The organism is Xanthobacter sp. NM-59 (genome assembly GCF_021401125.1).
Taxonomy (GTDB): Bacteria; Pseudomonadota; Alphaproteobacteria; order Rhizobiales; family Xanthobacteraceae; genus Xanthobacter.
This window is the reverse complement of the sequence record NZ_JACBFQ010000012.1, coordinates 70,785-92,394: the sequence shown is the minus strand read 5'-3', so window position 1 is coordinate 92,394 and position 21,610 is coordinate 70,785. Positions and strand designations below refer to the sequence as shown.

General features: G+C 67.1%; 17 protein-coding genes. 9 read left to right on the top strand and 8 right to left on the bottom strand.

Annotated elements, in window-relative coordinates; genetic code table 11:
* Positions 1–596: 596 nt before the first annotated feature.
* The 4 genes from L0966_RS18810 to L0966_RS18795 all read right to left on the bottom strand — a co-directional run bounded on the left by L0966_RS18810 (position 597) and on the right by L0966_RS18795 (position 6,421).
* Positions 597–1,163: a DUF924 family protein gene (locus L0966_RS18810; protein WP_234053569.1), complete on the bottom strand. Its 567-nt coding sequence runs from the start codon at positions 1,161–1,163 to the stop codon at positions 597–599.
* Positions 1,160–2,296 carry a GTP-binding protein gene (locus L0966_RS18805; RefSeq protein WP_234053568.1) on the bottom strand — a complete coding sequence of 379 codons (1,137 nt, stop codon included), beginning with the start codon at positions 2,294–2,296 and terminating at the stop codon, positions 1,160–1,162. Before L0966_RS18805 ends, L0966_RS18810 begins: the two co-directional genes overlap by 4 nt.
* Before the next feature lie 744 nt (positions 2,297–3,040).
* Positions 3,041–4,384 (bottom strand): D-alanyl-D-alanine carboxypeptidase family protein, encoded by a 1,344-nt coding sequence (locus tag L0966_RS22395; protein WP_370640781.1) that lies wholly within the window; start codon positions 4,382–4,384, stop codon positions 3,041–3,043.
* 252 nt (positions 4,385–4,636) lie between these two features.
* On the bottom strand, positions 4,637–6,421 hold the full coding sequence (locus L0966_RS18795) for a glucan ABC transporter ATP-binding protein/ permease (protein WP_234053567.1): 1,785 nt from the start codon (positions 6,419–6,421) through the stop codon (positions 4,637–4,639).
* 330 nt (positions 6,422–6,751) lie between these two features.
* Here L0966_RS18795 and rpmH point away from each other — a divergent pair, with 330 nt between their 5' ends.
* From rpmH to L0966_RS18775, 4 genes are all read left to right on the top strand, one after another.
* A complete protein-coding gene (gene rpmH, locus L0966_RS18790; protein ID WP_029349589.1) occupies positions 6,752–6,886 on the top strand; it encodes a 50S ribosomal protein L34 in 135 nt (44 codons plus the stop codon).
* A gap of 19 nt (positions 6,887–6,905) precedes the next feature.
* Positions 6,906–7,430, top strand: a complete 525-nt coding sequence (gene rnpA, locus L0966_RS18785; protein ID WP_234053566.1) for a ribonuclease P protein component — start codon at positions 6,906–6,908, stop codon at positions 7,428–7,430.
* Positions 7,427–9,262, top strand: coding sequence for a membrane protein insertase YidC (gene yidC / locus L0966_RS18780; RefSeq protein ID WP_234053565.1), 1,836 nt, complete (start codon positions 7,427–7,429; stop codon positions 9,260–9,262). The genes rnpA and yidC overlap by 4 nt, the downstream gene beginning before the upstream one ends.
* A 142-nt stretch (positions 9,263–9,404) precedes the next feature.
* A complete protein-coding gene (locus L0966_RS18775) occupies positions 9,405–10,193 on the top strand; it encodes an SRPBCC domain-containing protein (protein WP_234053564.1) in 789 nt (262 codons plus the stop codon).
* Positions 10,194–10,258: 65 nt separating this feature from the next.
* On the opposite strand, the gene hemA is transcribed toward L0966_RS18775, so the two are convergent.
* Positions 10,259–11,542 carry a 5-aminolevulinate synthase gene (gene hemA / locus L0966_RS18770; protein ID WP_234053563.1) on the bottom strand — a complete coding sequence of 428 codons (1,284 nt, stop codon included), beginning with the start codon at positions 11,540–11,542 and terminating at the stop codon, positions 10,259–10,261.
* Positions 11,543–11,710: 168 nt separating this feature from the next.
* The gene (locus L0966_RS18765; protein WP_234053562.1) at positions 11,711–12,244 is read right to left on the bottom strand and encodes a hypothetical protein; all 534 of its coding nucleotides are present in this window, start codon (positions 12,242–12,244) and stop codon (positions 11,711–11,713) included.
* A gap of 651 nt (positions 12,245–12,895) precedes the next feature.
* Here L0966_RS18765 and L0966_RS18760 point away from each other — a divergent pair.
* Both L0966_RS18760 and L0966_RS18755 read left to right on the top strand, forming a co-directional pair.
* The gene (locus L0966_RS18760; protein ID WP_234053561.1) at positions 12,896–14,026 is read left to right on the top strand and encodes a type III PLP-dependent enzyme; all 1,131 of its coding nucleotides are present in this window, start codon (positions 12,896–12,898) and stop codon (positions 14,024–14,026) included.
* Positions 14,027–14,282: 256 nt separating this feature from the next.
* Positions 14,283–14,855, top strand: coding sequence for a GNAT family N-acetyltransferase (locus tag L0966_RS18755; RefSeq protein WP_234053560.1), 573 nt, complete (start codon positions 14,283–14,285; stop codon positions 14,853–14,855).
* Positions 14,856–15,318: 463 nt separating this feature from the next.
* Here the strand turns inward: L0966_RS18755 and L0966_RS18750 are convergent, their stop codons facing one another.
* Both L0966_RS18750 and L0966_RS18745 read right to left on the bottom strand, forming a co-directional pair.
* On the bottom strand, positions 15,319–16,749 hold the full coding sequence (locus L0966_RS18750; RefSeq protein ID WP_234053559.1) for a homospermidine synthase: 1,431 nt from the start codon (positions 16,747–16,749) through the stop codon (positions 15,319–15,321).
* Between the two features lie 839 nt (positions 16,750–17,588).
* Positions 17,589–18,806 carry a polyhydroxyalkanoate depolymerase gene (locus L0966_RS18745; RefSeq protein ID WP_234053558.1) on the bottom strand — a complete coding sequence of 406 codons (1,218 nt, stop codon included), beginning with the start codon at positions 18,804–18,806 and terminating at the stop codon, positions 17,589–17,591.
* Positions 18,807–19,162: 356 nt separating this feature from the next.
* On the opposite strand from L0966_RS18745, the gene L0966_RS18740 reads away from it, so the two are divergent.
* The 3 genes from L0966_RS18740 to L0966_RS18730 all read left to right on the top strand — a co-directional run bounded on the left by L0966_RS18740 (position 19,163) and on the right by L0966_RS18730 (position 21,488).
* Positions 19,163–19,813 carry a glutathione S-transferase family protein gene (locus L0966_RS18740; protein ID WP_370640782.1) on the top strand — a complete coding sequence of 217 codons (651 nt, stop codon included), beginning with the start codon at positions 19,163–19,165 and terminating at the stop codon, positions 19,811–19,813.
* Between the two features lie 484 nt (positions 19,814–20,297).
* Positions 20,298–20,903, top strand: coding sequence for an invasion associated locus B family protein (locus tag L0966_RS18735; RefSeq protein ID WP_234053556.1), 606 nt, complete (start codon positions 20,298–20,300; stop codon positions 20,901–20,903).
* Between the two features lie 315 nt (positions 20,904–21,218).
* Positions 21,219–21,488 carry a glycine zipper domain-containing protein gene (locus tag L0966_RS18730; protein WP_234053555.1) on the top strand — a complete coding sequence of 90 codons (270 nt, stop codon included), beginning with the start codon at positions 21,219–21,221 and terminating at the stop codon, positions 21,486–21,488.
* Positions 21,489–21,610 lie beyond the last annotated feature (122 nt).

Below are 21,610 nucleotides of genomic sequence, written 5' to 3'. Positions count from 1 at the left end.
TCTTGGGCGGGGGCGAGGCCCGACCGACATTCAAGAGGCACGGGTTGCCAGGGGGCTCGCTCCCCCTTCCCGTTCGCGGGCGAGGGGGGCGCGGGCCGCCTCAGTGGCGCACAGGCCCCCGATTCAAGGCTTTCGACATTTTCGAGGGGTTGCCCAAGATCTCGCTGCCGGAGCCACGTTCCCCCGTTTCGCCCCCAACCCGCTCCCGCAGGCGGGAGAGGGAGCCGCGCCACGAGGCAAGCACGACGAGGAACGCGCCACGGGAAAGCATCACGGGGAACGCGGTCGTGGGCCAGAAGCCGCGCCACGTGCGATGAACGCCCTTCAGCCCTTAGGTTGGATCGAGATTCGAGCAATAGGGTTTGGCAAGCGTGCCTCCCCTTTTGGCTTGCAGGGGCGGGACGGGGCACTTCCCGTAACGCGCTGAAGTCCTCTAACCCGCAAGTCTTCCCACGGCGGAGCCTCTTCGCCGCGCCGTTGCGTCCAAGCCCCTCGGTTTCCGCCCCTCGCACCGGTCGGAGAGCTGTGACGTGCGGACCGACCGGATGGCAGCCATGGCCCTGCGCTGAATGCCGCCTGGCACCCGGCGGGCTCGATCAGCCCTGGAAGCCGCCAGCGTCGAGATAGGCCTGCTCGGCCGGTGTCATGGCGCGCCCGAGGATCGGGTTGCGGTGGGGGAAGCGGCCGAAGCGCGCGATGGCCTCCTGGTGGAGCAGGGCATAAGCGAGCCCGTCCTCGTCCCCGGCCTGGCGGTAGAGGTCCACGCAGCGCTGCTGGCTGGCGTCGTCCTCCGCGTGCATGTAGGGCAGGTAGAAGAAGCCGCGCAGGCTCGGCGCGGCGTTCACCAGCGGGGCTTCGTCGAAGCCGCGTGCGATGGCTCGTCCCGCCACCGCGCGGGCCCGCTCATCGGTGGTGAAGGCGCGGGGTGTGGCGCGGAACACGTTGCGCGGGACCTGATCGAGCAGAATGAGCAGTGCCGCCGCGCCTTCCGGGGTGTCCTCCCAAAGGTCGAGGCGGCCGGCGGCGGCTTCCTCATGGGCCGGCAGCAGTCGGGCGCGCACTTCATGGTCGAAGCTGGCGCCGCCGCCGAACCAGCGCTCGCGCCCGGCCGCGCGCCACCAGGCGAGGATATCGGCGGGGTTATCGCGGAGGCCCTCGCTCATCGCGGCAGGCCGGGCGGGGCGAGGGGATTGTCCGTGAGGGCGGCGCGATCGGGCGAATCGACTTCGGGCACGCCGAGGAAGGCGTTGAACAGGCGCTCGATCACCTTGGGGTCGAGATCGCGCACGATCATCACCAGCCGCGTGCGGTGGTCGTCGTCGGGCCAGGCGGGCAGTCGTGCGGGCGGATGCAGCACATGCTGCACGCCGTGCAGCACGATGGGCGCCTGCGGATCCTCCTTCACCTTCACGATGCCCTTGAGCCGCAGCAGGTTGGCGCCATGGGTGGCGCGCAGCAGCTCCAGGAACAGGTCGAGGGTCGAGGCCGGAATGGCGGCGTCGGTGGCGATGGTGAAGGCGCGGATGCGCCCGTCGTGACGGTTCGGGTCGGGGGTGCCCGCGGTGGCCTCGGCGGTGGCCACCGCCTCGTCCGAGAGCCAGCGGGCCACGTCGGGTCCCTTGGCGGTGGGATCATAAAGGCCGGTATCGAGCAGCGTGGCGGCGGACGCCTCGGTGCTCTCCAGCAGCCGGGCGGCGGGGGCGAGGCGCCGCAGCCGCGCCCGCAGGGCATCAAGTGCGCGGCGCGCCTCATCGGTGGTCATGAGGTCTGTCTTGGTGAGCACCAGGCGGTCGGCCATGGCCGCCTGCTTCACCGCTTCCTCATAGCTGTCGAGGGTCGCTTCGCCATTCACCGCGTCGATCACGCACACGAGCCCGTCCAGGCGGTAGCGCATGGCGAGGTAGGGGTGCGTCATCAGCGTGTGCAGCACGGGCGCGGGATCGGCGAGGCCCGTGGTCTCGATGATGACGCGGCTGAAGGGCGGCAGGCGGTCATTGTCGCGCCCGCGCAGCAGGTCCTCCAGCGCCGCCACCAGATCGCCCCGCACGGTGCAGCACAGGCAGCCGGAAGAGAGCATGACGATGCCCTCCTCGACCGGCCGCACGAACAGGTGGTCGAGGCCGATCTCGCCGAATTCGTTGATGAGCACCGCAGTGTCGGCCAGCGCCGGATCGGCCAGCAGCCGGTTGAGCAGCGTGGTCTTGCCCGCGCCCAGGAAGCCGGTGAGCACGGTGACGGGAATGGGGGCGGGCGGGCCGCGACGGGCGGGCGCGTCTTCGGAAGCAGGCTGAGGCATGGCCGCAAGCTACCCCATCGGGCCCGCCCGCGCATCCGCCTTCATGCCCGTCTCGCGGCAGCGACGCAGGGCTCTGGCTGCTGGACGCGGACTGCTGCGCCGGGAACGGGGCGTGCTTCCCGCAGGGAGAAGCCCGTGGTGTCGCCGGACGCCGCCCCGGGGGCGGGCGAGCGGAGCGTGGGCTGCCTGCAGGCCGGTGGCGGATGCGCCGGCTCTGCAGCCGTGTCGCGCCCGTCTCGGAACATGGTGGCAGCGGATTCGGCGGCTACGGCATTCCCGCATGAGGCGGGAGCCGGTTCGCGCGAGGGACGTGCGTCAAAACAAAAGGATCAGCGGTCTCAGTGTTTCCATGAAACAGCAGACACCGGCTGGCGCGAAAGCGGGGCCTCGAGCCTCAGCGTGGCGCGCGGCACCGACGGTTCCCCGCCACCATTCCCACCGACGCGACGCAGGGGGATCAAGCAGGAGGCTCAATCCGTGATCGGGGCCAGGGGCGGGCGCTACCGATCGCCAGAAGGGCAGATCGGAAGGGGACGTCGAGCGGGCGCGCCGGGAGGGCGTGCGTCGGCCCTTTCGGGCCCTAACCGCGCAAGGGCGCGGATTCCTGTGCTCCGGCACGGACCTTCTGCCGCGCGGCGGTCGGGAGAAGGGGGGCGCACGCGCAATGCTGGCTCGTGCATGCCGGCGGAGGCAAGGGGCGCTTCGATCAGGCGCGGTGCGCCATGGCGGCGGAACCCGCCCGGCTTACTCGCCCGATTTGGCTGATCCGGTGCTGGCGGCGAGGTCGGGCCGCGGCATGGAAAGGGGCTTGGGGGAAAGCTTGGGCTTTGCCGCCGGCTTCGGCGCCGGCTTCTGCTCGGCGGAGGTCGCCTTGGCCTCCTTGGCGGGCTTCTTGGTGCTCGGCTTGGAGGCGGGCTTGCCCGCGGCGTCGCTGTTTGCCGGCTTCTTGGTGTTGCTGGCGGCCGCCGGCTTCTTCTTCGGCTTATCGTTCTCGTCCGGCGCATAGGCGGAAGCGAGATCCTGCGGCGCGGACCGCGTGCCCACGAAAACCGGAATGGGCGGCATGGAGGGCGGCAGCGGCTGCAGCAGGTCGGCGCCCGAGCGCGGCTGGGTGGGGCCACCGGCGGCCAGGGCGAAGGAGATGGCCTGGCTGTTGATGCCCGGGCTGTCGTCGTCGGCCTCCGAGGCGGCCACCGCGCGCTTCCCGCCGCAGACATAGGGCGTCATGTTGAACGGGTCGCCGCCCACATTCTGAATGGCGGAGAGGGTGGGGGCGGCTGAGCCGAAAATGTTCCAGGAGGACTGGAAGCCCTTCTCGAACAGCATGGCGGCCTCTTCCGCGCGGGCGGTGCCGGAGCGGGCGCCGAGCACCACGGCGATGAGCCGCTTGCCGCCGCGGGTGGCGGTGGCCACCAGATTGTAGCCCGAGCCGCAGACGAAGCCAGTCTTCATGCCGTCGGCGCCGGGATAGCGGTCGATCAGCTTGTTGTAATTGCGCAGCACGCTCTTGCCGAGCTTGATGGCCGGGATGCGGAACAGCATCTCGTGCTCGGGGAAATGATAGATCAGCGCCCGGGCCAGAATGGCGAGGTCACGGGCGGTGGAAACCTGGCCCGGGTTCGGCAGGCCGTTGGGGTTCTCGTAATGAGTGCCGGTCATGCCGAGATGGGCGGCGGTGGCGTTCATCTCGTCCACGAAGGCGGGCATGGAGCCGCCCACGCCTTCGGCCACCACCATGGCCATGTCGTTGGCCGACTTCACCAGCACCATCTTGAGCGCGTTGTCGAGGGTCACCACCGTGCCGGGCTTGAAGCCCATCTTCGAGGGTGACTGCGAGGCCGCGAGGGCGGAGACGGTGAGCGGGCTGTCCATGGTGAGGCGGCCATTCTTGACCGCGTTCAGCGCCACATAGACCGTCATCAGCTTGGTGACGGAGGCCTGGTACCAGGGCTTGCCGGCGTCCTGCTGCTCCAGCACCCGGCCGGTGTCGGCCTCAACCAGGAGAACCGGATTGGCGCGGGCCGGGCCGGCGCAGAGGCCGGTCACCAGGACGGCGCCGGCCACGAGCCTCAACGCAGCGGCGTTCACACGCGCGGTCCATGCGGCAAGATGGGATTTCGAGCGCGCCAACCTGTTCCGCTCCCTTTGTTGGAAGGAGGCCCCCGCCTGAATGTCCCTTTCCTAGCCGGTTTCGCAGTCGCGGGAAAGTCGAAACCATTCCGCACCCCCGCGCGACGCGTTGAAAACGCCGGGAGCGAACGCCCAAGCTTGCCACATTTGCTGCCACATTCTTGCCGAATTCTGGCGGCGCGCATGAAAATGCTTCCTGGCGCCGGTGGTTCAGGTTTCCGCCAGGGGCTTCTCCCGCGCGGGGGTCTCCACCATGAACTGGGCCTGCGCCAGCGCGGCGAATCGCCCGCCGAGGGCCACCAGCTCGTCGAAGGTGCCGGCCTCAATGACGCGGCCGTGCTCGAACACCAGGATCCGGTCCGCGTTTCGCACGGTCGCGAGGCGGTGGGCGATGACGAAGGTGGTGCGGCCTTTCATCACCTCGTCGAGGGCGGCCTGCACTTTTGCCTCGGTGGCCGCGTCAAGGGCGGAGGTCGCTTCGTCCAGGATCAGGACCGGCGGATTCTTCAGCAGCGCCCGGGCAATGGAGAGGCGCTGGCGCTCGCCGCCGGAGAGTGCGCGCCCGCGCTCACCCACCACTGCCTGAAGGCCGAGGGGGTTGCGCTCCACCAGCTCCAGCGCCTGGGCGCGGGCGAGCGCCGCGCGCAGCTCGGCCTCGGTGGCGTCGGGCTTGCCCACGCGCAGATTGTCCTCGATGGAGCGGTTGAACAGCAGCGGCTCCTGGAACACCACGCCGATGCTCTTGCGCAGCGAGGAGAGGGTGGCGTCACGAATATCCATGCCATCAATGCGGATGGCGCCGGACTGCGGATCGAACACCCGGTGAAGCAAAGCCAGGGCGGTGGACTTACCCGCACCCGTGGTGCCCACGAAGGCGAAGGTCTGCCCCGGCTCGGCATGGAGCGAGACATCCTCCACCGCCGGCCGCTTGCCGTCATAGGAGAAGGACACGTCGTCGAACACCACATCGCCCTTCACCGCCACCAGCGGGCGGGCATGGGGCCGGTCGCGCACCGCGCCGACCGTGTCCAGCACCTCGAAGAACTGGGCGAGCTGGGGCGCGGACATCATCAGCCGGTTGAAGAAGCTCACCGTGTGATCGAGCCGGCCGATCAGCATGTTGGCGAAGGCCACATAGGTGACGATCTCGCCGATGCCGGCAAGGCCGTGCAGATAGAGCCACGTGCCGATGAGCAGGATGGCGAGGATGGTGAGCGTGGTCGCCGCCTTGGTGGCCATGGACACGACCGCCCACCAGGACAGCACCGGGATCTGCACCCGAAGCACCCGGTTCACCGTGTCCTTCAGGCCGCCCACCTCCGCCTCGACGCGGGTGTAGCTCTGGATCACGGCAACGTTGCCGAGCGCGTCCGAAGTCTGCTCCGCGAGATCGGAATTATATTCCTCCACCTGCCGCTGCATGGTCTCGGTGCGGCGGATGACATAGGCCGTGATGACGCCGAACACCGCCATCAGCACGATCAGCACCAGCCCAAGCCGCCAGTTGATCCAGATGCCCACTGGCACCAGCACCACCAGCGAGAGGATAGCCGCGCAATCGTCGCGGAAGAAGGAGAGCCAGAGGCCCCACAGGGCATCCACACCCTCCAGCATCACCTTCAGCAGGCGCCCGGAATGGGTTTCGCCGTGGAAGCTCAGGGGCAGTTGCAGCACGTGCTCGAAATACTGGGTGAGCACGCTGAGTCGCCGCCGGTGGGAGAGCCGGTCCGCATGGAGAGAGATGAGGACGCCGGCGCCGATGTTGAACAGCCCGAAGGCGACCCACGCCGCCAGCAGTGGGGTCAGCTCCTGGAAGGTGGGCAGGCGGGTCGCGGCCTGGGCGGCGGCCAGCGCATCGATGATGCGGCCGAACAGGATCGGCTCGGCGAACTGGGCAATGGCCAGCACCAGATTGGCGAGGGCCAGCAGGGCCCCCATCCGCGCCTGCGGACCGAGCAGAGCGAGGGTGCGCAGATAGACGCGGATCAAGTTCATGGGACGCCGGCTTCCTGGAAAGATGCCCCGTAAGGGTGGCGGAAGATGCGCCCGCAACCCCACGCGGTGCAAGGGCTTCTCCGGCCATGTGCAGGGCCGGCTGACGCTGGGTCGCCGCGCGCGTTCACGCTTGTGGGGGCGATGCGGTGATTGACGGATGGGCCCGGCCCACCTATAAGCCTCGCCAACTCAGGCGGCTCTGGCGGCCGGAGCTCAGTGGGTATTTGCGTGCCGGCTCATCTTACGGGGCGGCATGGCGGCGCAAGCCGTTGCCACTCTGGGTGCCGTCCCTTGCGCTTAAATCACCTTTAGAATTCGGAGAAGAGACCCGTGAAGCGCACCTATCAACCCAGCAAGCTCGTGCGCAAGCGTCGCCACGGCTTCCGTGCGCGCATGGCGACCCGCAACGGCCGCAAGGTCATCGCCGCCCGCCGCGCCCACGGTCGCAAGCGTCTGTCCGCCTGACGGCGGGCCGGGCGGAGCCGTGCCGATCGTGGATCAGCTCCGCAAACGCCGTGATTTCCTTGCGGCAGCCAAGGCGGAGCGCGCAGGCGTCTCCGCCTTCCTTCTGCAGGGGCGCGATCGCGGCGACGGCGGTGACGTTCGCATCGGTTTTACGGTCACCAAGAAGACCGGCAACGCGGTGGTGCGCAATCGCATCCGCCGCCGTTTGCGCGAGGTGGCCCGACAGGTGGTGCCCGATGCCGGGCGCCCCGGATATGATTATGTGCTGGTGGCGCGCGAGCAGGCGCTTGCTGCGCCATTCGGCGCTCTTTTGAGTGATCTCGGCAAGGCTTTGCGCAAACTCCACGATCCCGCGCGCGTTGCGCGATCCGGGGGCTCCAGGCGCACACCCCGCAGCCCCGTCGAGCGCCAGATGCGCGAGGGTGGCGCCAAAGGCGCATCGCCGCAGGGCGTTGCGCCAGCCCTGGGCGACGCCCCACATTCCGATTCGAAAATCAGTTCCGACCCCCAGGCGCCATCCGCCGACGGAGGCCATTCGGCATGAGTGACAACCGCAATATGATCATCGCCATCGCTTTGTCGGTGGTGATTCTCATCGGCTGGCAGTTTTTCTACGGCATGCCGCAGGCGGAGCGGCAGCGCCAGGCGGCGGAGCAGCAGCGCATCACCGCGTTGCAGGAGGCCCAGAAGGCCGAGAGCTCGACGCCCGCGCCCGGCAGCGCCGCCCCGGCGCCCGGCTCCGTGCCGCAGGCGGGGGGCTCCACCACCCCGACCAAGGCCCTGACGCGCGAGCAGGCCATCGACGCCACGCCGCGTGCGCTCATCGAGACGCCGCGCCTGAAGGGCTCTATCTCCCTCAAGGGCGCGCGGGTCGACGACCTGCTGCTGACCGAATATCACGAGACGGTGGACCCCAAGAGCCCGAACATCGTTCTGCTCTCTCCCTCGGGCGCGCCGAACCCCTTTTATGCCGAGTTCGGCTGGGCCGCTGCGGCCGGCGCCGGCGCCAAGGTGCCCGGGCCCGAGACGCTGTGGACCTCCAATGGCGGCAAGCTGACGCCCGAGGCGCCCCTGGTGCTGACCTGGGATAATGGCGCGGGCCTCACGTTCCGCCGCACCTTCACCGTCGACGACCATTACATGTTTGCCGTGAAGGACGAGGTGGAGAACAAGGCGGGCACCGCCGTCACCCTCTATCCTTATGCTCTGGTCTCGCGCCACGGCATGCCGCACACCTCCGGCTTCTACATTCTGCATGAGGGCCTCATCGGCGTTCTGGGCGATAATGGCCTGCAGGAAGTGACCTACGCCAAGATGGACAAGGAGAAGCCGCAGGCCTTTTCCGGAGCCACCGGCGGCTGGATGGGCATTACCGACAAGTACTGGGCCGCGACGGTCATTCCCGACCAGAGCGTGAAGTATGACGCGAAGTTCTCCAGCGCCATGGTGGGCAACACCCAGACCTTCCAGGCCGACTTCCTCGCGGCTCCGAAGACGGTGGAGCCGGGCGCCACGGTGTCTACGAAATCGCAGCTGTTTGCGGGCGCCAAGGTGGTGCAGGTGGTCGATGGCTACCAGCACAGCTACAATATCGATCGCTTCGACCTGCTGATCGACTGGGGCTGGTTCTACTTCATCACCAAGCCGCTGTTCCTGGTGCTGGACTGGATCTACAAGCTGGTCGGCAATTTCGGTGTCGCCATCCTCATCGTGACGGTGATCCTGAAGGGCATCTTCTTCCCGCTGGCCAACAAGTCCTACGCCTCCATGGCGAAGATGAAGGCCGTGCAGCCCGAGCTCACCGCCATCCGCGAGCGCTACGCCGACGACAAGGCGAAGCAGCAGCAGGCGATGATGGAGCTGTACAAGAAGGAGAAGATCAATCCGGTCGCAGGCTGCCTTCCCATCCTGATCCAGATCCCGGTGTTCTTCGCGCTCTACAAGGTGCTGTTCGTCACCATCGAGATGCGGCATGCGCCCTTCTTTGGCTGGATCCGCGACCTCTCGGCGCCGGACCCGACCACTGTCTTCAACCTGTTCGGCCTCATTCCGTGGGATCCGGCATCGGTTCCGGTGGTTGGCGTCTATCTGATGCTGGGCGCGTGGCCGATCATCATGGGCATCACCATGTGGGTGCAGATGAAGCTGAATCCGGCCCCGCCGGACCCGACCCAGCAGGCCATCTTCAACTGGATGCCCATCATCTTCACCTTCATGCTGGCCCATTTCGCGGCTGGTCTGGTGATCTACTGGGCCTGGAATAACACCCTGTCGGTGGCCCAGCAGGCGCTGATCATGAAGCGCAATGGCGTGAAGATCGAACTCTGGGACAACATCAAGGGCGCCTTCAAAAAGAAGCAGCCCGCCAAGGGGTGAGGCTCCGCCTTTTCCGTTGCCGTAAGCGCCGCCGGTCGAAAGATCCGGCGGCGCTTTGCGTTCGGGGCTGGCGGTTACGCGCGTCGCGCCCTGCGCGCTGTGGTCTTAGTGCAATAGGTGACCATATTGACACGTGAGTAAGATGGCACATATTAGCGGCATGGATGACGTCTTCGCTGCGCTTGCCAGCCCGGTTCGCCGCGCACTGCTCGACCTTCTCATGGCGAAGGACGGGCAGACCCTGGGGGAGCTTGAGCGCCAAACGCAGCTCACCCGCTTCGGCGTGATGAAGCATCTCAAGGTGCTGGAGGACGCGCATCTGGTGCTGACGCGCAAGGTGGGCCGGGAGAAGCATCATTATCTCAACCCGGCGCCCATCCAGCTTGTGAGTGACCGCTGGATCTCGCGCTATGCCGCTCCCCACGTGGCGGGCATGGCGAACTTGAAGGCTCTTCTAGAAGGAAGCATTCCCATGTCCACCGCGCCGACCCACGTCTATGAGCTCTTCATCCGCGCCACGCCGGAGGCCCTCTGGGCGGTGCTGACCGACGACAGCAAGACGCCGCTCTATGAGCACTTCAACATGACCAGCCGCACTGACTGGCGTGTCGGTGGCGCGCGGGACTACTTCATGGGTGAGCGCCGGGTGATTGAGGGCAAGCTGGTTGAGATCGACCCGCCGCGCCGTCTGGTGATGACGTTTTCCGCTCAGTGGGCGCCGGATGTTGCGGCGGATCTGCCGTCCCGCGTGACCTGGGAGATCACGCCCGTGGGCGAGGACGCCTGCAAGCTCACCTTGACCCATGATGGGTTCGCGGGCGAGACCGCGACCGCCAAGGCGGTCGTCCATGGCTGGCCGGAGGGGCTTTCGCGCCTCAAGACGCTGGTGGAAACCGGCACTGCCTTCGTGGTCGATGCGCCCGCGGCCTAAGGGCTGCGGCTCCAAAAGAAAATGCCCCGGCGAGCCGGGGCATTTTGCATTCGGAGAAGAAACCTTCAGCCGCCGGCAACCGGCAGCGGAATGGGCGCCGGGCCCAGGGCCACGCGCCGCGAATCGGGGCGCTCCACCACGCGGTCCGCATAGGGCAGCTCAAGCCGCTCCCACACATCCGAAAGCGCCTTCGCCAGATGGGCGATGAGGGCGTCGTCGTGGAACGGGGTGGGGGTGATGCGCAGGCGCTCGGTGCCGCGCGGCACCGTGGGGTAGTTGATAGGCTGGATGTAGATGCCGTATTCGGCCAGCAGCAGATCGCTGGCCATCTTGCAGGCCTTGGCGTCGCCAACCATCACCGGAACGATGTGGGTGGGCGTTTCCATTTGCGGCAGGCCGGCGGCGGCCAGCGCCGCTTTCACCTTGGCTACCTGCGCCCGCTGCCCCGCGCGCTCCGCCTGCGAGTCCTTGAGGTGGCGGACGGAGGCGGCTGCCGCAGCGGCGATGGCCGGCGGCAGAGCCGTGGTGAAAATGAAGCCGGGCGCGTAGGAGCGCACCGCATCGATGAGTACGCGCTTGCCGGTGATGTAGCCGCCAACCACGCCGAACGCCTTGCCGAGCGTGCCTTCGATGACGTCGATGCGGTGCATCACGCCTTCCTGCTCGGCCACGCCGCCGCCGCGCTCGCCATACATGCCGACGGCATGGACCTCATCGAGATAGGTCATGGCGCCGTATTTTTCGGCGAGGTCGCAGATGCCAGCCATGGGGGAAATGTCCCCGTCCATGGAGTAGACACTCTCGAAGGCAATGAGCTTGGGCCGGTCGCCCGCCGCCTTCAGCAGTTCTTCCAGGTGCTCAAGGTCGTTGTGGCGGAAGATGGCCTTCTGCCGGCCGCCGTGGCGCACGCCCTCGATCATGGAATTGTGGTTGAGCTCGTCGGACAGCACCACGCAGTCGGGAATGAGCTTCACGATGGTGGAAATGCCGGTGTCGTTGGAGATGTAGCCCGAGGTGAAAACCAGGCCCTGCTCCTTGCCATGCAGATCGGCGAGCTCGCGCTCGAGCATCACGATCTCATGGCTGTTGCCGGAGATGTTGCGGGTGCCGCCCGCGCCGGCGCCGCGCTCCTGGGCGGCGGCGCACATGGCCTCGATCACCTTGGGATGGCTGCCCATGCCGAGATAATCGTTAGAGCACCACACGACGATGTCGCGGGGGCCACCCGGCGAATGCCAGACCGCACGCGGAAAATGGCGCGCGTCGCGCTCGATCTCGGCGAAGGTACGATAGCGGCGCTCCTTGCGCAGAGCGTCGATGGCGTCAGCGAAGAAATGATCGTAATTCATTCCGGACCCTGCAGACGGCGCGCGGATCGCCGGCAAAACGACCCTGCGTTCTTTTCATATTATGATTCCACCTTGCTCCTTGTATTGATGCCAATCAAGGGTGCGCGAGGGGTGCGCGGCGATCGAGCGCGGGTCCGGTGGGGCAGGGGGCCTTCGAGGGCTGCCGACTCAATGGGTGAGCGCGGGGAGCTGAGGCAGGAAGGCATCAAAATTGGCGCTGACCTGCTCCCGGGTTCGGGCCATGGCCACCACCGTCACCGTCGCTGCCGGGCCGGGGATGAGGCTGGTGACGACGAACAGCTTGTCGCCATTGGGCTGGGTCCGCTCCTGCCAGGCACTGAAGACGTTGATTCCGTCCAGACTGGTGACCGAGCGCAGGCTCACCACCGACTTGGCGCCGGGATTGGCGGCGTTGTCGCTGACATTATTCTCTTCCTGGAGACGCATGAACATCTCCGCGGTCATATTCGCCAGTACCTCATGATGGCGGAAGATCGTCAGCACGGCGCCCGATCCCCCGCAGGCCGCCGACTGGCAACGGAAGGTCATCATCCCGTTCCGGGGTGGCAACTGGAGCCAGCCCTCCACCGCCGGCGGGCGGCCCGGCTCCACGGCGGCCGCCTGCGGCGCGAAAGCCGCACTCAGCAGCGCCGCCGAAATCAGCGCGGGGAGCAGGATCGGTCGGGCATGTTGCCGAGGCATCAGCGGGCCTGTGGGTGAGGGTGAGGGCAGCGGGCGGGCACCGCAAAATTGTAGGGCCATTCCCGTTCCGCCGTCGCCTTGATTTTCATCAAATTGCCACTTGCGCCGGCAGGCCGAATCCACTAAACCCCGCCTCGCCCAAATTCGCACGTGCCTGTGGTCGCGTGTCGGTCGGTAGGATCTCCGGACAAGAGGCCGGAAAGCTGCCAGGCGACCGATAGCCGGAGGGAACCGGCCCACCCCGCTCCTCAATGCGGGGGACGTGACTTGAAGCAACGACGTAAGGGCTTTTTTGGTCTCAGCCGCCCCTCCAAAGGTCGGCGACACTGAAGAGGCGCTACATCTTGCCGGCCGTGCGGAGCGGGATTTCCCTCTCCAAGCGTGCGCAGTCGTCTCAAGTTCGCGAGGCTTTCGCCCCTGCGAGCTGTTCGGCTGCCGTTCGGTCCCATGATGCGGCCGGTTGAGAGACCGGCGAAGCGGGTATGGCCCGCGGCCGTGACGGCGTGTCCACATCGCCGCCTCGCCGCATGCGCATGCCCCGGATGGGCCAGAAAACCCACCTTCGTGCTGAAGGCGGGAACGGTCCCGTTCGTCCTGTCGGCGCGCGGCTTCTCCGCGTTTCACTTGGCTTCAGGTCACGGGGAGGACACCATGACCGATCGCATCCGCGAATTCCTGCGTACCCGACGAGAGGATGGCCCCTGCGTGGTGGTGGACCTCGATGTGGTCCGCTCCAATTACCAGGCGTTCGCCCGCGCTTTGCCCGACACCCGCGTGTTCTACGCGGTGAAGGCGAACCCGGATGCCGCCATTCTCCAGGCCCTGGAAGAGCTGGGATCCTGCTTCGATTGCGCCTCCACCGGCGAGATCGACATGGTGCTGGCCACCGGTGCCGGCCCGGAGCGCATCTCCTTCGGCAACACCATCAAGAAAGAGCGCGACATCGAGCGCGCCTTCAAGGCCGGCGTGCGCCTGTTCGCGGTCGATTCCTACGAGGAAGTCGAGAAGATCGCGCGCGTTGCTCCGCGCTCCAAGGTGTTCTGCCGCATCCTGTGCGATGGCGCGGGCGCCGAATGGCCACTCTCCCGCAAGTTCGGCTGCGAGCCGGAGCTGGCGGTTGAGGTGCTGGAGCATGCCCACCGCCTGGGCCTCGTGGCCTATGGCGTGTCCTTCCATGTGGGTTCCCAGCAGAAGAACGTGAACGCCTGGGACAGCGCGCTGGCCTCCGCCGGCCGCATCTTCCGCGAATGCGGGGAGCGGGGCATTTCCCTCTCCATGGTCAATCTGGGCGGCGGTTTCCCCACCCGCTATCTGCAGGACGTGCCGGCCGCCCGCTCCTATGGCGAGGCCATTTTCTCGTCGCTGCGCAAGCACTTCGGCAACCGCATTCCGGAAACCATCATGGAGCCGGGCCGCGGCATGGTGGGCAATGCCGGCCTCATCGAGGCGGAAGTGGTGCTGATCTCCAAGAAGTCCGATACCGACGCCATGCGCTGGGTCTATCTGGACATCGGCAAGTTCGGCGGCCTGGCCGAGACCATGGACGAGGCCATCCGCTATCCGCTGCGCACCCCGCGCGATGGCGATGACACGGCGCCCTGCGTCCTCGCCGGCCCCACCTGCGATTCGGCCGACGTGCTTTATGAGAAGACGCCGGTGCACCTGCCTTTGTCGCTGGCCATCGGCGACAAGGTCATCATCGAGGCTTGCGGCGCCTACACCACCACCTATTCGGCGGTGGCGTTCAATGGCTTCCCGCCGCTGAAGTCCTACGTGATCTGACCGTTTCGGGCGCTTCCCGCGCGGCGTGAGTTCCGACCTTCCCCGGCGCGTGGCGTGGGGTGGGCGGCTTCGCGCCTTTAGCAGGCTGGCCCGTTGTCCGGCGCCGCGTTGGCGTCCGGGCTCCTCCGGCACCGGCATCCGCCGTCCGGAGGCGATGAGGAGGGGGCTTTCCCCTCGTCTTCCGCACCGTCCCCATAGCCGGGTTTTCGGCCTGGTCGCAGACGCGGCCGGGGACGGCATTCTTCACGTCTCGGTTATGGCACAGGAGGTGCCGGTGACTGACATTGTGCTGGAATCCGTGGAAGATGTGGCCGCGCGCGAGGTCCTGCTGGACCTGTGCCTGGGCGAGGATCGGCGCGCCAAGTCCTCCGAGCGCCTGCGCGAAGGCCGGCTGCCGGCCGAAGGGCTCGCCTTTTCCGCCCATGGACCGGACGGGCGTCTGGCGGGCACCGTTCGCCTGTGGAACGTCTGCGCCGGCCCGGGCAAGGCGGCGCTGCTGCTGGGGCCGCTCGCCGTGCACCCCTGGTTCCGCAAGGACGGCCTGGGCGGCGCCCTGATGCGCACGGCGCTGGATGCGGCGCGCGCGCGCGGCCATGGCGCCGTGGTTCTGGTGGGCGATGCGCCCTATTACGCGCGCTTCGGCTTTTCGGCGCAGAAGACCGGCGAATTGTGGATGCCGGGGCCGTTCGACCGCAACCGTCTGCTCGGCCTGGAGCTGACGGCGGGCGCCCTCGATGGCGCCCGCGGCCTCATCAGCCCCACTGGCGTGGAGATCGCCCGCCCCTCCCTCGACGAGCTCATCGCCGGCGAGCTGCGCCGCTCGGCCTGAGGCGCGCGCACCGCCGCCCGTTCGCGCGATTGCGCGCGGGCCGGTGGTTTGCGTCGGCCGCCGCCGCGGCGTCGAGGCGGTCCTCCGCTTCGCCCGCTGTCCGGCGCCGACGCGCAGCCTTGGCCGATGCCGCGCCAGCCCCTCTCCCTTGCCCCGTCACCCGTGCCCCGAGGCTCCTTGCTCCGGGTTCTGGTGCGGGAGCGGGGGCTTTCGTTTGCTTACGACCCAAGAAACGCGAGATTGACGGGCGGCGCCGTCCATGTCTGGCTTTGCTTTGCCGTCGGCGCGCGACCAAAAGAGTCCCCTCTCCGCGCGGAGGGGGGACTTTTGTTTGCCGGCAGTCGAGGAAACGCGAGATCGCGGGGCGCCTACGCCGGCGCCTCGCTCCGCTCTGCCTTCTGTGCGCGCCCAATAAAAAAGCCCCTCTCCGCGTGGAGAGGGGCCGTGATGGGTGACGCCGCGGTCAGCGCACGATGATGTTTTTGAACTGCCAGGGATCTTCGAGGTCGATGTCCTCGGGGAACAGCTTCTGGCGGCCGGTCATGGGCGTCCAGTCGGTATAGGTGCCGATGACGGGGCCGAGATAGGGCATCTGCACTTTGAGGCAGCGATGGAAGTCCAGCTCATCCGCCTCGACGATGCCCGCATTGGGGTTCTCCAGCGCCCACACCATGCCCGCGAGCACGGCGGAGGACACCTGCAGGCCGGTGGCGTTCTGGTAGGGCGCCAGCTCGCGGGTCTGCTCGATGGAGAGCTGGGAGCCGAACCAATAGGCGTTCTTGGCGTGGCCGTAGATGAGCACACCCAGCTCATCGATGCCGTCGACGATCTCATGCTCGTCCAGGATCTTCCACTTGCCCTGGAAGTGGCCGCCATTGCCGAACATCTCGTGCAGCGACAGCACGGCGTCGTTGCAGGGGTGGTAGGCATAGTGGCAGGTCGGCCGGTAGACCACCTTTTCGCCGTCCCGCACCGTCAGATAGTCGGCGATGGAGATGGCCTCGTTGTGGGTGACGAGGAAGCCGAATTGGGGCCCTGGCGTCGGTGTCCAGGAGCGGACGCGGGTTTGGGCGCCCGGCGAGAGCAGATAGATGGCCGCGCCGCAGCCCTCGTTATGGGTGCGCGCCTCCGGGGGCAGCTCCTTCTCATGGGTGCCCCAGCCCAGCTCGGCCGGCTGCAACCCTTCCGACACGAAGCCCTCCACGGACCAGGTGTTCCAGAACTCGCCCATCACCTTGGGGTTGCGAGAGCGCTGGGTGTCGCGCTCGGCGATGTGGATGCCCTTCACGCCCAAAGCGCGGGCGAACTGGGCCCATTCCGCACGGTTCTGAGGCTCGGGCCGGTCGAGGCCGGTGTCGGCGGCGATGTTGAGCAGCGCCTGCTTCACGAACCAGGACACCATGCCCGGATTGGCGCCGCAGGTGGACACCGCCGTGGTGCCGCCAGGATTGCGGCGGCGGGCGTCGAGCAGGCTTTCGCGCAGCGCGTAATTGGTGCGCGCGGCATTGTCCATGCTCTCATCGAAGTAGAAGCCCTTCCACGGCTCAATGACCGTGTCGACATAGAGCGCGCCGAGCTCGCGGGTGAGCTCCATGATGGCGATTGAGGACACGTCCACGGAAAGGTTCACGCAGAAGCCCTGGCCGCCGCCATTGGTGAGCAGGGGAGTGAGCAGCTCGCGGTAATTCTCCGGCGTCACCTCGGACTGGATGTAGCGGATGCCGCGGGCATCGAGCAAGGTGCGGTGCTCCGCCACCGGGTCGATCACCACCATGCGGTCTCGGTCGAAGTCGAAATGACGCTCGATCAGCGGCAGCGTGCCGCGACCGATGGATCCGAAACCGATCATCACGATGGGGCCGTCGATCGTCGCGTGTACCGGCCAGTCGCTCATAATAGGGAACACTCCTCCTGAAATATGCCCGTTATCCGGACACGAGCACCATGGAGGATGAAAACCGGTGCCGTCAACAGGCATTCAGCCGCGCCCTCGAAGGCGCGGTATGAAATTTCGGTCGCTGCCGGCGTGCGAATGATCCTGATCGACTTGTTGAATCCTTCAGATGTCACAACTCTGCTGCGTGTTTCCGGTTGTGATGACTGCCGCCGGCTTTGGGATTTCCAATATCAGCGGCCGCGCAGCGGAAAAATGCCACGACCAATGCGGGGTTGTCATAATATCTTCATTCGTTGTCGCGCCTCTTTCTGAGGTTTTCTTGCTTTTGCTGCCGTTGCGACAGGCGCCGGACTGAGTTTGGGCGCGCGTGCCGGTCCCGCTCGGCGGTCTACGCCCGGCGCGGCGCGGTGCTTCCGTCCCGTGGTAGTGAAGGGGGCTGTCGGAGTTGTGCCCCTTGTGGCGCGCGCGGCCTGCGGACGAACCCGCATGGCAATGTGCCGGCACGGCTGATGGCCGGACGCAAAGAGGTCAGGGGTATTCCTCTCCACGCTCGCGCCGTGCCCGGCGCGCCATCGGCTCCACTGCTCGGCAGGGGCGGCACGCATGCAGGGGGGGAAGTCGGCGCGCGCCAGAAGCGCCGATGACCGCGCGAGCGCGGACCCGGACAATGCGGCCCGGCATCCGTGAGGCCGCGGGATTACTGACGGTATCCGCGTTCCGCCGAAGGCATGTCCCGTTTCATGGAGCGGGGACATGCCACCCAGGTTGGTCGGCGCATCTCCTGCCCGCGGCCCGCTTCGCTGGGAATGCGTGTCAGGCCGCGGTGGAAATCAAGCTCAGTCGCTGGCCAGGATGTGGTTGCGGACGATGGGATAGACCTGCCCCGCCCATTTGCGGCCAGAGAAGACGCCGTAATGACCCACGCCGGCCTGCATATGGTGGCGCTTCTTGTGGGGGCGAAGGTTCCGGCACAGCTCCTGGGCGGCCACGGTCTGGCCGAGGGAGCAGATGTCGTCGCGCTCGCCTTCCACGGTGAGCAATGCGGTGCGCCGGATGGCGCCGAAGTCCAGAGGACGCCCGCGATAGGTCAATTCACCTTTTGGCAGGCGGTATTCCTGGAACACGTAGCGCACGGTCTGGAGGTAGAAATCCGCATCCAGATCGAGCACCGCGAAATACTCGTCATAGAAGTTCTTGGTGGACTCGGCCTTTTCGTCGTCGCCCTCTGCCAGGCTGTTGTAGAGGTCGAAGTGCGCCTTCATGTGGCGGCCGAAATTCATGTTCACGAAGGCGGTGAGCTGGAGGAAGCCCGGATACACCCGCCGGCCCGACCCGGCGAACCCGCGCGGCACTCGTGAGATGAGATTGCGCTCGAACCAGCTGATGGGCTTGGTGGTGGCGAGCTTGTTCACCGCCGTGGGATTGATGCGGCAGTCGATGGGCCCGGCCATGAGGGTCATGGAGCGCGGCGTTGCCGGATTGTTGTCCTGGGACATGACGGCGGTGGCCACCAGGGCCTGCACGCAGGGCTGGCACACCGCCAGAAGGTGGGCCCCTGGCCCCAGCACCTCCAGGAAACGGATCACATGCTCCACATAATCGTCGAAGGCGAAGGGGCCTTCGGACAGGGGCACGTCCCGCGCATTATGCCAGTCGGTAATATAAACGTCATGGTCCGGCAGCAGGGTCTTGACCGTGTTGACCAGGAGCGTCGCGAAGTGACCGGAGAGGGGCGCCACCACCAGCACACGGGGCTGGGCCACGTCCGTTTGCTTCTTGAAGTGCAGGAGGGTGCCGAAGGGCAGAACGGCGGTGTTCTCCTCCGTCACCGGCACTTCCTGGTTGCCCACCTCCACGGTACGGATGCCGAAATCGGGGCGCCCGTGACTGAGGCCGGCGCGCTCCACCAGCTCACAGGCGGCGGAGATGTGGCGCAGCCCGGCATGGGCGAAGCCATTGATGAGAGGACCGTTGAGGGTCTGCCGCGTGAGCCCCGCCGCAAAGCGCAGCGGCTGCATGAGGTCGGCTTGGGTCTGATAGGCCAAATACATCATGGCTCCCTACACCACCGGGCTCCGGCGGAGGTCGGCAGCACCAAACGAAGAAGGCACCCGATCATGTGGCTGAACCGTCCTTCCGCTCCGCCTTCGAGCTTAAGCGACATCGCGCCGAAAGCGAAACCTTAAGTTATTGTCGCAGGGACGTTTTTGCTCTTTCCTGGTCGCGAGTTCAGTTGTACCTGTTAGAGAGATATTGAAGCGCGGCGTGGTGCATTGCAACATGCTTCGTCACCGGGGCCGAAGGTTTGTCGCTCCCACCCCCCTCGCCAGCACCTGGCGGGGGCGGAGCGCGCCGGAGGTGCCACCGTGTCGTCCCGAAGCCCGTGGAACAGCCGAGGCGTATGGCAAACATGGCAACTCTCACCATCTCCAGCAAGAATTACTCCTCCTGGTCGTTGCGCGGCTGGCTCTTGTGCAAGATGGCGGGCCTCGCCTTCGAGGAAGAGCGGGTGCCGGTCGATGATCCGGACGCGAAGGCGGAGCTGCTGCTGCTGTCCCCCTCCTTCCTGGTGCCGCGCCTGGTGCTGGACGACATCACAGTGTGGGACACCCTGGCCATCGGCGCCATCCTGGCCGAAATTTTCCCTCAGGCGGGGCTGCTGCCGGCGGACCGCGCGGTGCGGGCCCACTGCCTGTCCATCTCGGGCGAGATGCATTCGGGCTTCGCAAATCTGCGCTCGGCGCTGCCCATGAACATCAAGGCCCGTTATCCCGGCTTCAAGGTGTGGGCCGGCGCCCAGGCGGATATCGATCGCATCCTGGCCATCTGGCGCGGCTGCCTCACCGCCCATGGCGGGCCGTTCCTGATGGGGGCCACTCCTACGCTCGCCGATGCCATGTACGCGCCGGTGTGCTCGCGCTTCACCACCTATGACGTCACCGCCGACGCGGAAACCACGGCCTATCGCGACCGGATCATGGCGCTGCCCGTGATGCAGGAGTGGATTGAGGGCGCCCTTGCCGAGCCGGATGAGCTGGAAGAGCTCGACGTGGAGTTTTGAACCCCAGCGCGGCTGACCGGCGACTGGAGGCATCCCCTCCGGTTCACCGGCTATGGCCAGTGCTGCAAGGCGCGGCTTGATTGCGGCGGCAGTATCCGCGCGCGGTGATCCGTCGCGAGATGGTGGCTGCCTTCAGGTCTGCGGCGGGCGAGGGGGCGTGCGGCCACTTTTCCCTGGCCCGCGTGCTCCGGCAGAGCCGGGCTGTGGGGAATAGCCCACACCGAACGATGGATTCTCCTCTACAGCCGAAATGCAACCCCTGCGTGCTGGAGGCGCTGGGCGGATTGGGGAGATACCCCTGTTCCTGGTAGCTGGGTCGGATTCGACGGGGCCGCCGGAGGCCGTGGCTGGCGCGCCTGATCCCTCGCGCGTACAGGTTCGGGTGTCTGGGGCTCTGGGGCCGTCAGCGGACCTGTCTTCATCGGCGCCTGCCCATTGGAAGGCTGGCATCGCTTCACCTGTCGCTTGCATGAGGTTTCGTTCGATGGCGCTTTCTGCTCGTCTCTTCACGTCCGCCGGCGGCGCGGTGCTCGCTCTGGCGGTCGGCCTCGTGCTGGGTGGCGCTGGCGCGGCACAGGCCCAGAACGCCGCTGCTTCGGGCAATCAGGCGAAGAAGCCGGCTGCCGCCGCCGAGCCCGCGGGCCCGCAGGCCACCACCGCCACCTATGGCGATTGGGTCGTGCGCTGCGTGGTGCCCCAGCCCCAGGCGGCGAAGGTGTGCGAGGCGGTGACCGGCGTCCAGGCCCAGGGACAGCAGGGCCTGCTCACGCAGATCGTGGTGGGCCGCGCCGCGAAGGACCAGCCGGTGCACCTCATCGTGCAGCTCCCCGCCGGCGTTTTCCTGCCGCCGGGCGCCACGCTCTATCTCGACGACAAGGCGAAGAGCGGCATCGACACGGTCTTTTCCTCGTGCCCGCGCGGCTGCTTTGCCGATGTGGAGCTGAAGGCCGACCAACTGGCCGCCCTGAAGGCCGCGAAGGGGCCGGGTCGGCTGGAATTCGTGGACGCTGCGCGCAAGCGCATCGCCGTGCCGATCTCCTTCAACGGTCTGGGCGCCGCCACGGATGCGGCCCTCAATCCCAAGGATTGAGGCACTCGGGCTCACGGCAGGGCGTTGGGGCTGGCGGCAGCCCCAACGCAGCTGACCCCGCGATGGGGCCGTGGCCCGACGCGTTGGGAGTGCTCGCAAAACGGGTGTTTCTCGTCGGCTCGTCCGTTGGCTGGCGGCTGACAGATATTGGCCGCATCGGTTCGTCCTGTGTTATATGCCGCAGCGTCGGACCGTGTTCTTGACTGGGCGCTCAACCTCGCCCACAGGCACTGCGGAGCCTGCCCCGGAGCATGTCTTGGGTTCGGCTGGATATCTCGGCCCGCTTGGGCGAGATCATGGGCAAGGGAGATGACAATGAAAGCGGCTCTCATTGTGGGTAGCCTGGCGCTCGCTCTCGCGGGATGCAGCGAATATTCCCGTCAGGATCGCGCCGTGGGCGGCGCCCTGCTGGGCGGTGGCGCTGGCGCGGCCATTGGCGCTGCGGCCACGGGCACTGGCACTGGCGCCCTCGTGGGCGGCCTGATCGGTGCCGGCACCGGTGCCATCATCGGCGCGGAAACCACCCCGAAGGCTTGCTGGGCGCGTGACGCCTACGGCAACCGTTACCGGGTGCAGTGCCGCTGACGCCGGCATCAAGGCCAGTGGAGTAATGAAGGGCGCTCATTGAGCGCCCTTTTCATTTGGGACCGTCCTCGCCTCCCGCGGCGCGGGGAACCGGGCCCGGCATCGCGCGTTATATCCCCGCT

What these genes read in the sequence shown, in the direction of transcription:
- L0966_RS18810 (WP_234053569.1), bottom strand. Translation starts at nt 1,163, where the DNA reads ATGAGCGAGGGCCTCCGCGATAACCCCGCCGATATCCTCGCCTGGTGG.
- L0966_RS18805 (WP_234053568.1), bottom strand. Translation starts at nt 2,296, where the DNA reads ATGCCTCAGCCTGCTTCCGAAGACGCGCCCGCCCGTCGCGGCCCGCCC.
- L0966_RS18795 (WP_234053567.1), bottom strand. Translation starts at nt 6,421, where the DNA reads ATGAACTTGATCCGCGTCTATCTGCGCACCCTCGCTCTGCTCGGTCCG.
- yidC (WP_234053565.1), top strand. Translation starts at nt 7,427, where the DNA reads ATGAGTGACAACCGCAATATGATCATCGCCATCGCTTTGTCGGTGGTG.
- L0966_RS18775 (WP_234053564.1), top strand. Translation starts at nt 9,405, where the DNA reads ATGGCACATATTAGCGGCATGGATGACGTCTTCGCTGCGCTTGCCAGC.
- hemA (WP_234053563.1), bottom strand. Translation starts at nt 11,542, where the DNA reads ATGAATTACGATCATTTCTTCGCTGACGCCATCGACGCTCTGCGCAAG.
- L0966_RS18765 (WP_234053562.1), bottom strand. Translation starts at nt 12,244, where the DNA reads ATGCCTCGGCAACATGCCCGACCGATCCTGCTCCCCGCGCTGATTTCG.
- L0966_RS18760 (WP_234053561.1), top strand. Translation starts at nt 12,896, where the DNA reads ATGACCGATCGCATCCGCGAATTCCTGCGTACCCGACGAGAGGATGGC.
- L0966_RS18755 (WP_234053560.1), top strand. Translation starts at nt 14,283, where the DNA reads ATGGCACAGGAGGTGCCGGTGACTGACATTGTGCTGGAATCCGTGGAA.
- L0966_RS18750 (WP_234053559.1), bottom strand. Translation starts at nt 16,749, where the DNA reads ATGAGCGACTGGCCGGTACACGCGACGATCGACGGCCCCATCGTGATG.
- L0966_RS18745 (WP_234053558.1), bottom strand. Translation starts at nt 18,806, where the DNA reads ATGATGTATTTGGCCTATCAGACCCAAGCCGACCTCATGCAGCCGCTG.
- L0966_RS18740 (WP_370640782.1), top strand. Translation starts at nt 19,163, where the DNA reads ATGGCAACTCTCACCATCTCCAGCAAGAATTACTCCTCCTGGTCGTTG.
- L0966_RS18735 (WP_234053556.1), top strand. Translation starts at nt 20,298, where the DNA reads ATGGCGCTTTCTGCTCGTCTCTTCACGTCCGCCGGCGGCGCGGTGCTC.
- L0966_RS18730 (WP_234053555.1), top strand. Translation starts at nt 21,219, where the DNA reads ATGAAAGCGGCTCTCATTGTGGGTAGCCTGGCGCTCGCTCTCGCGGGA.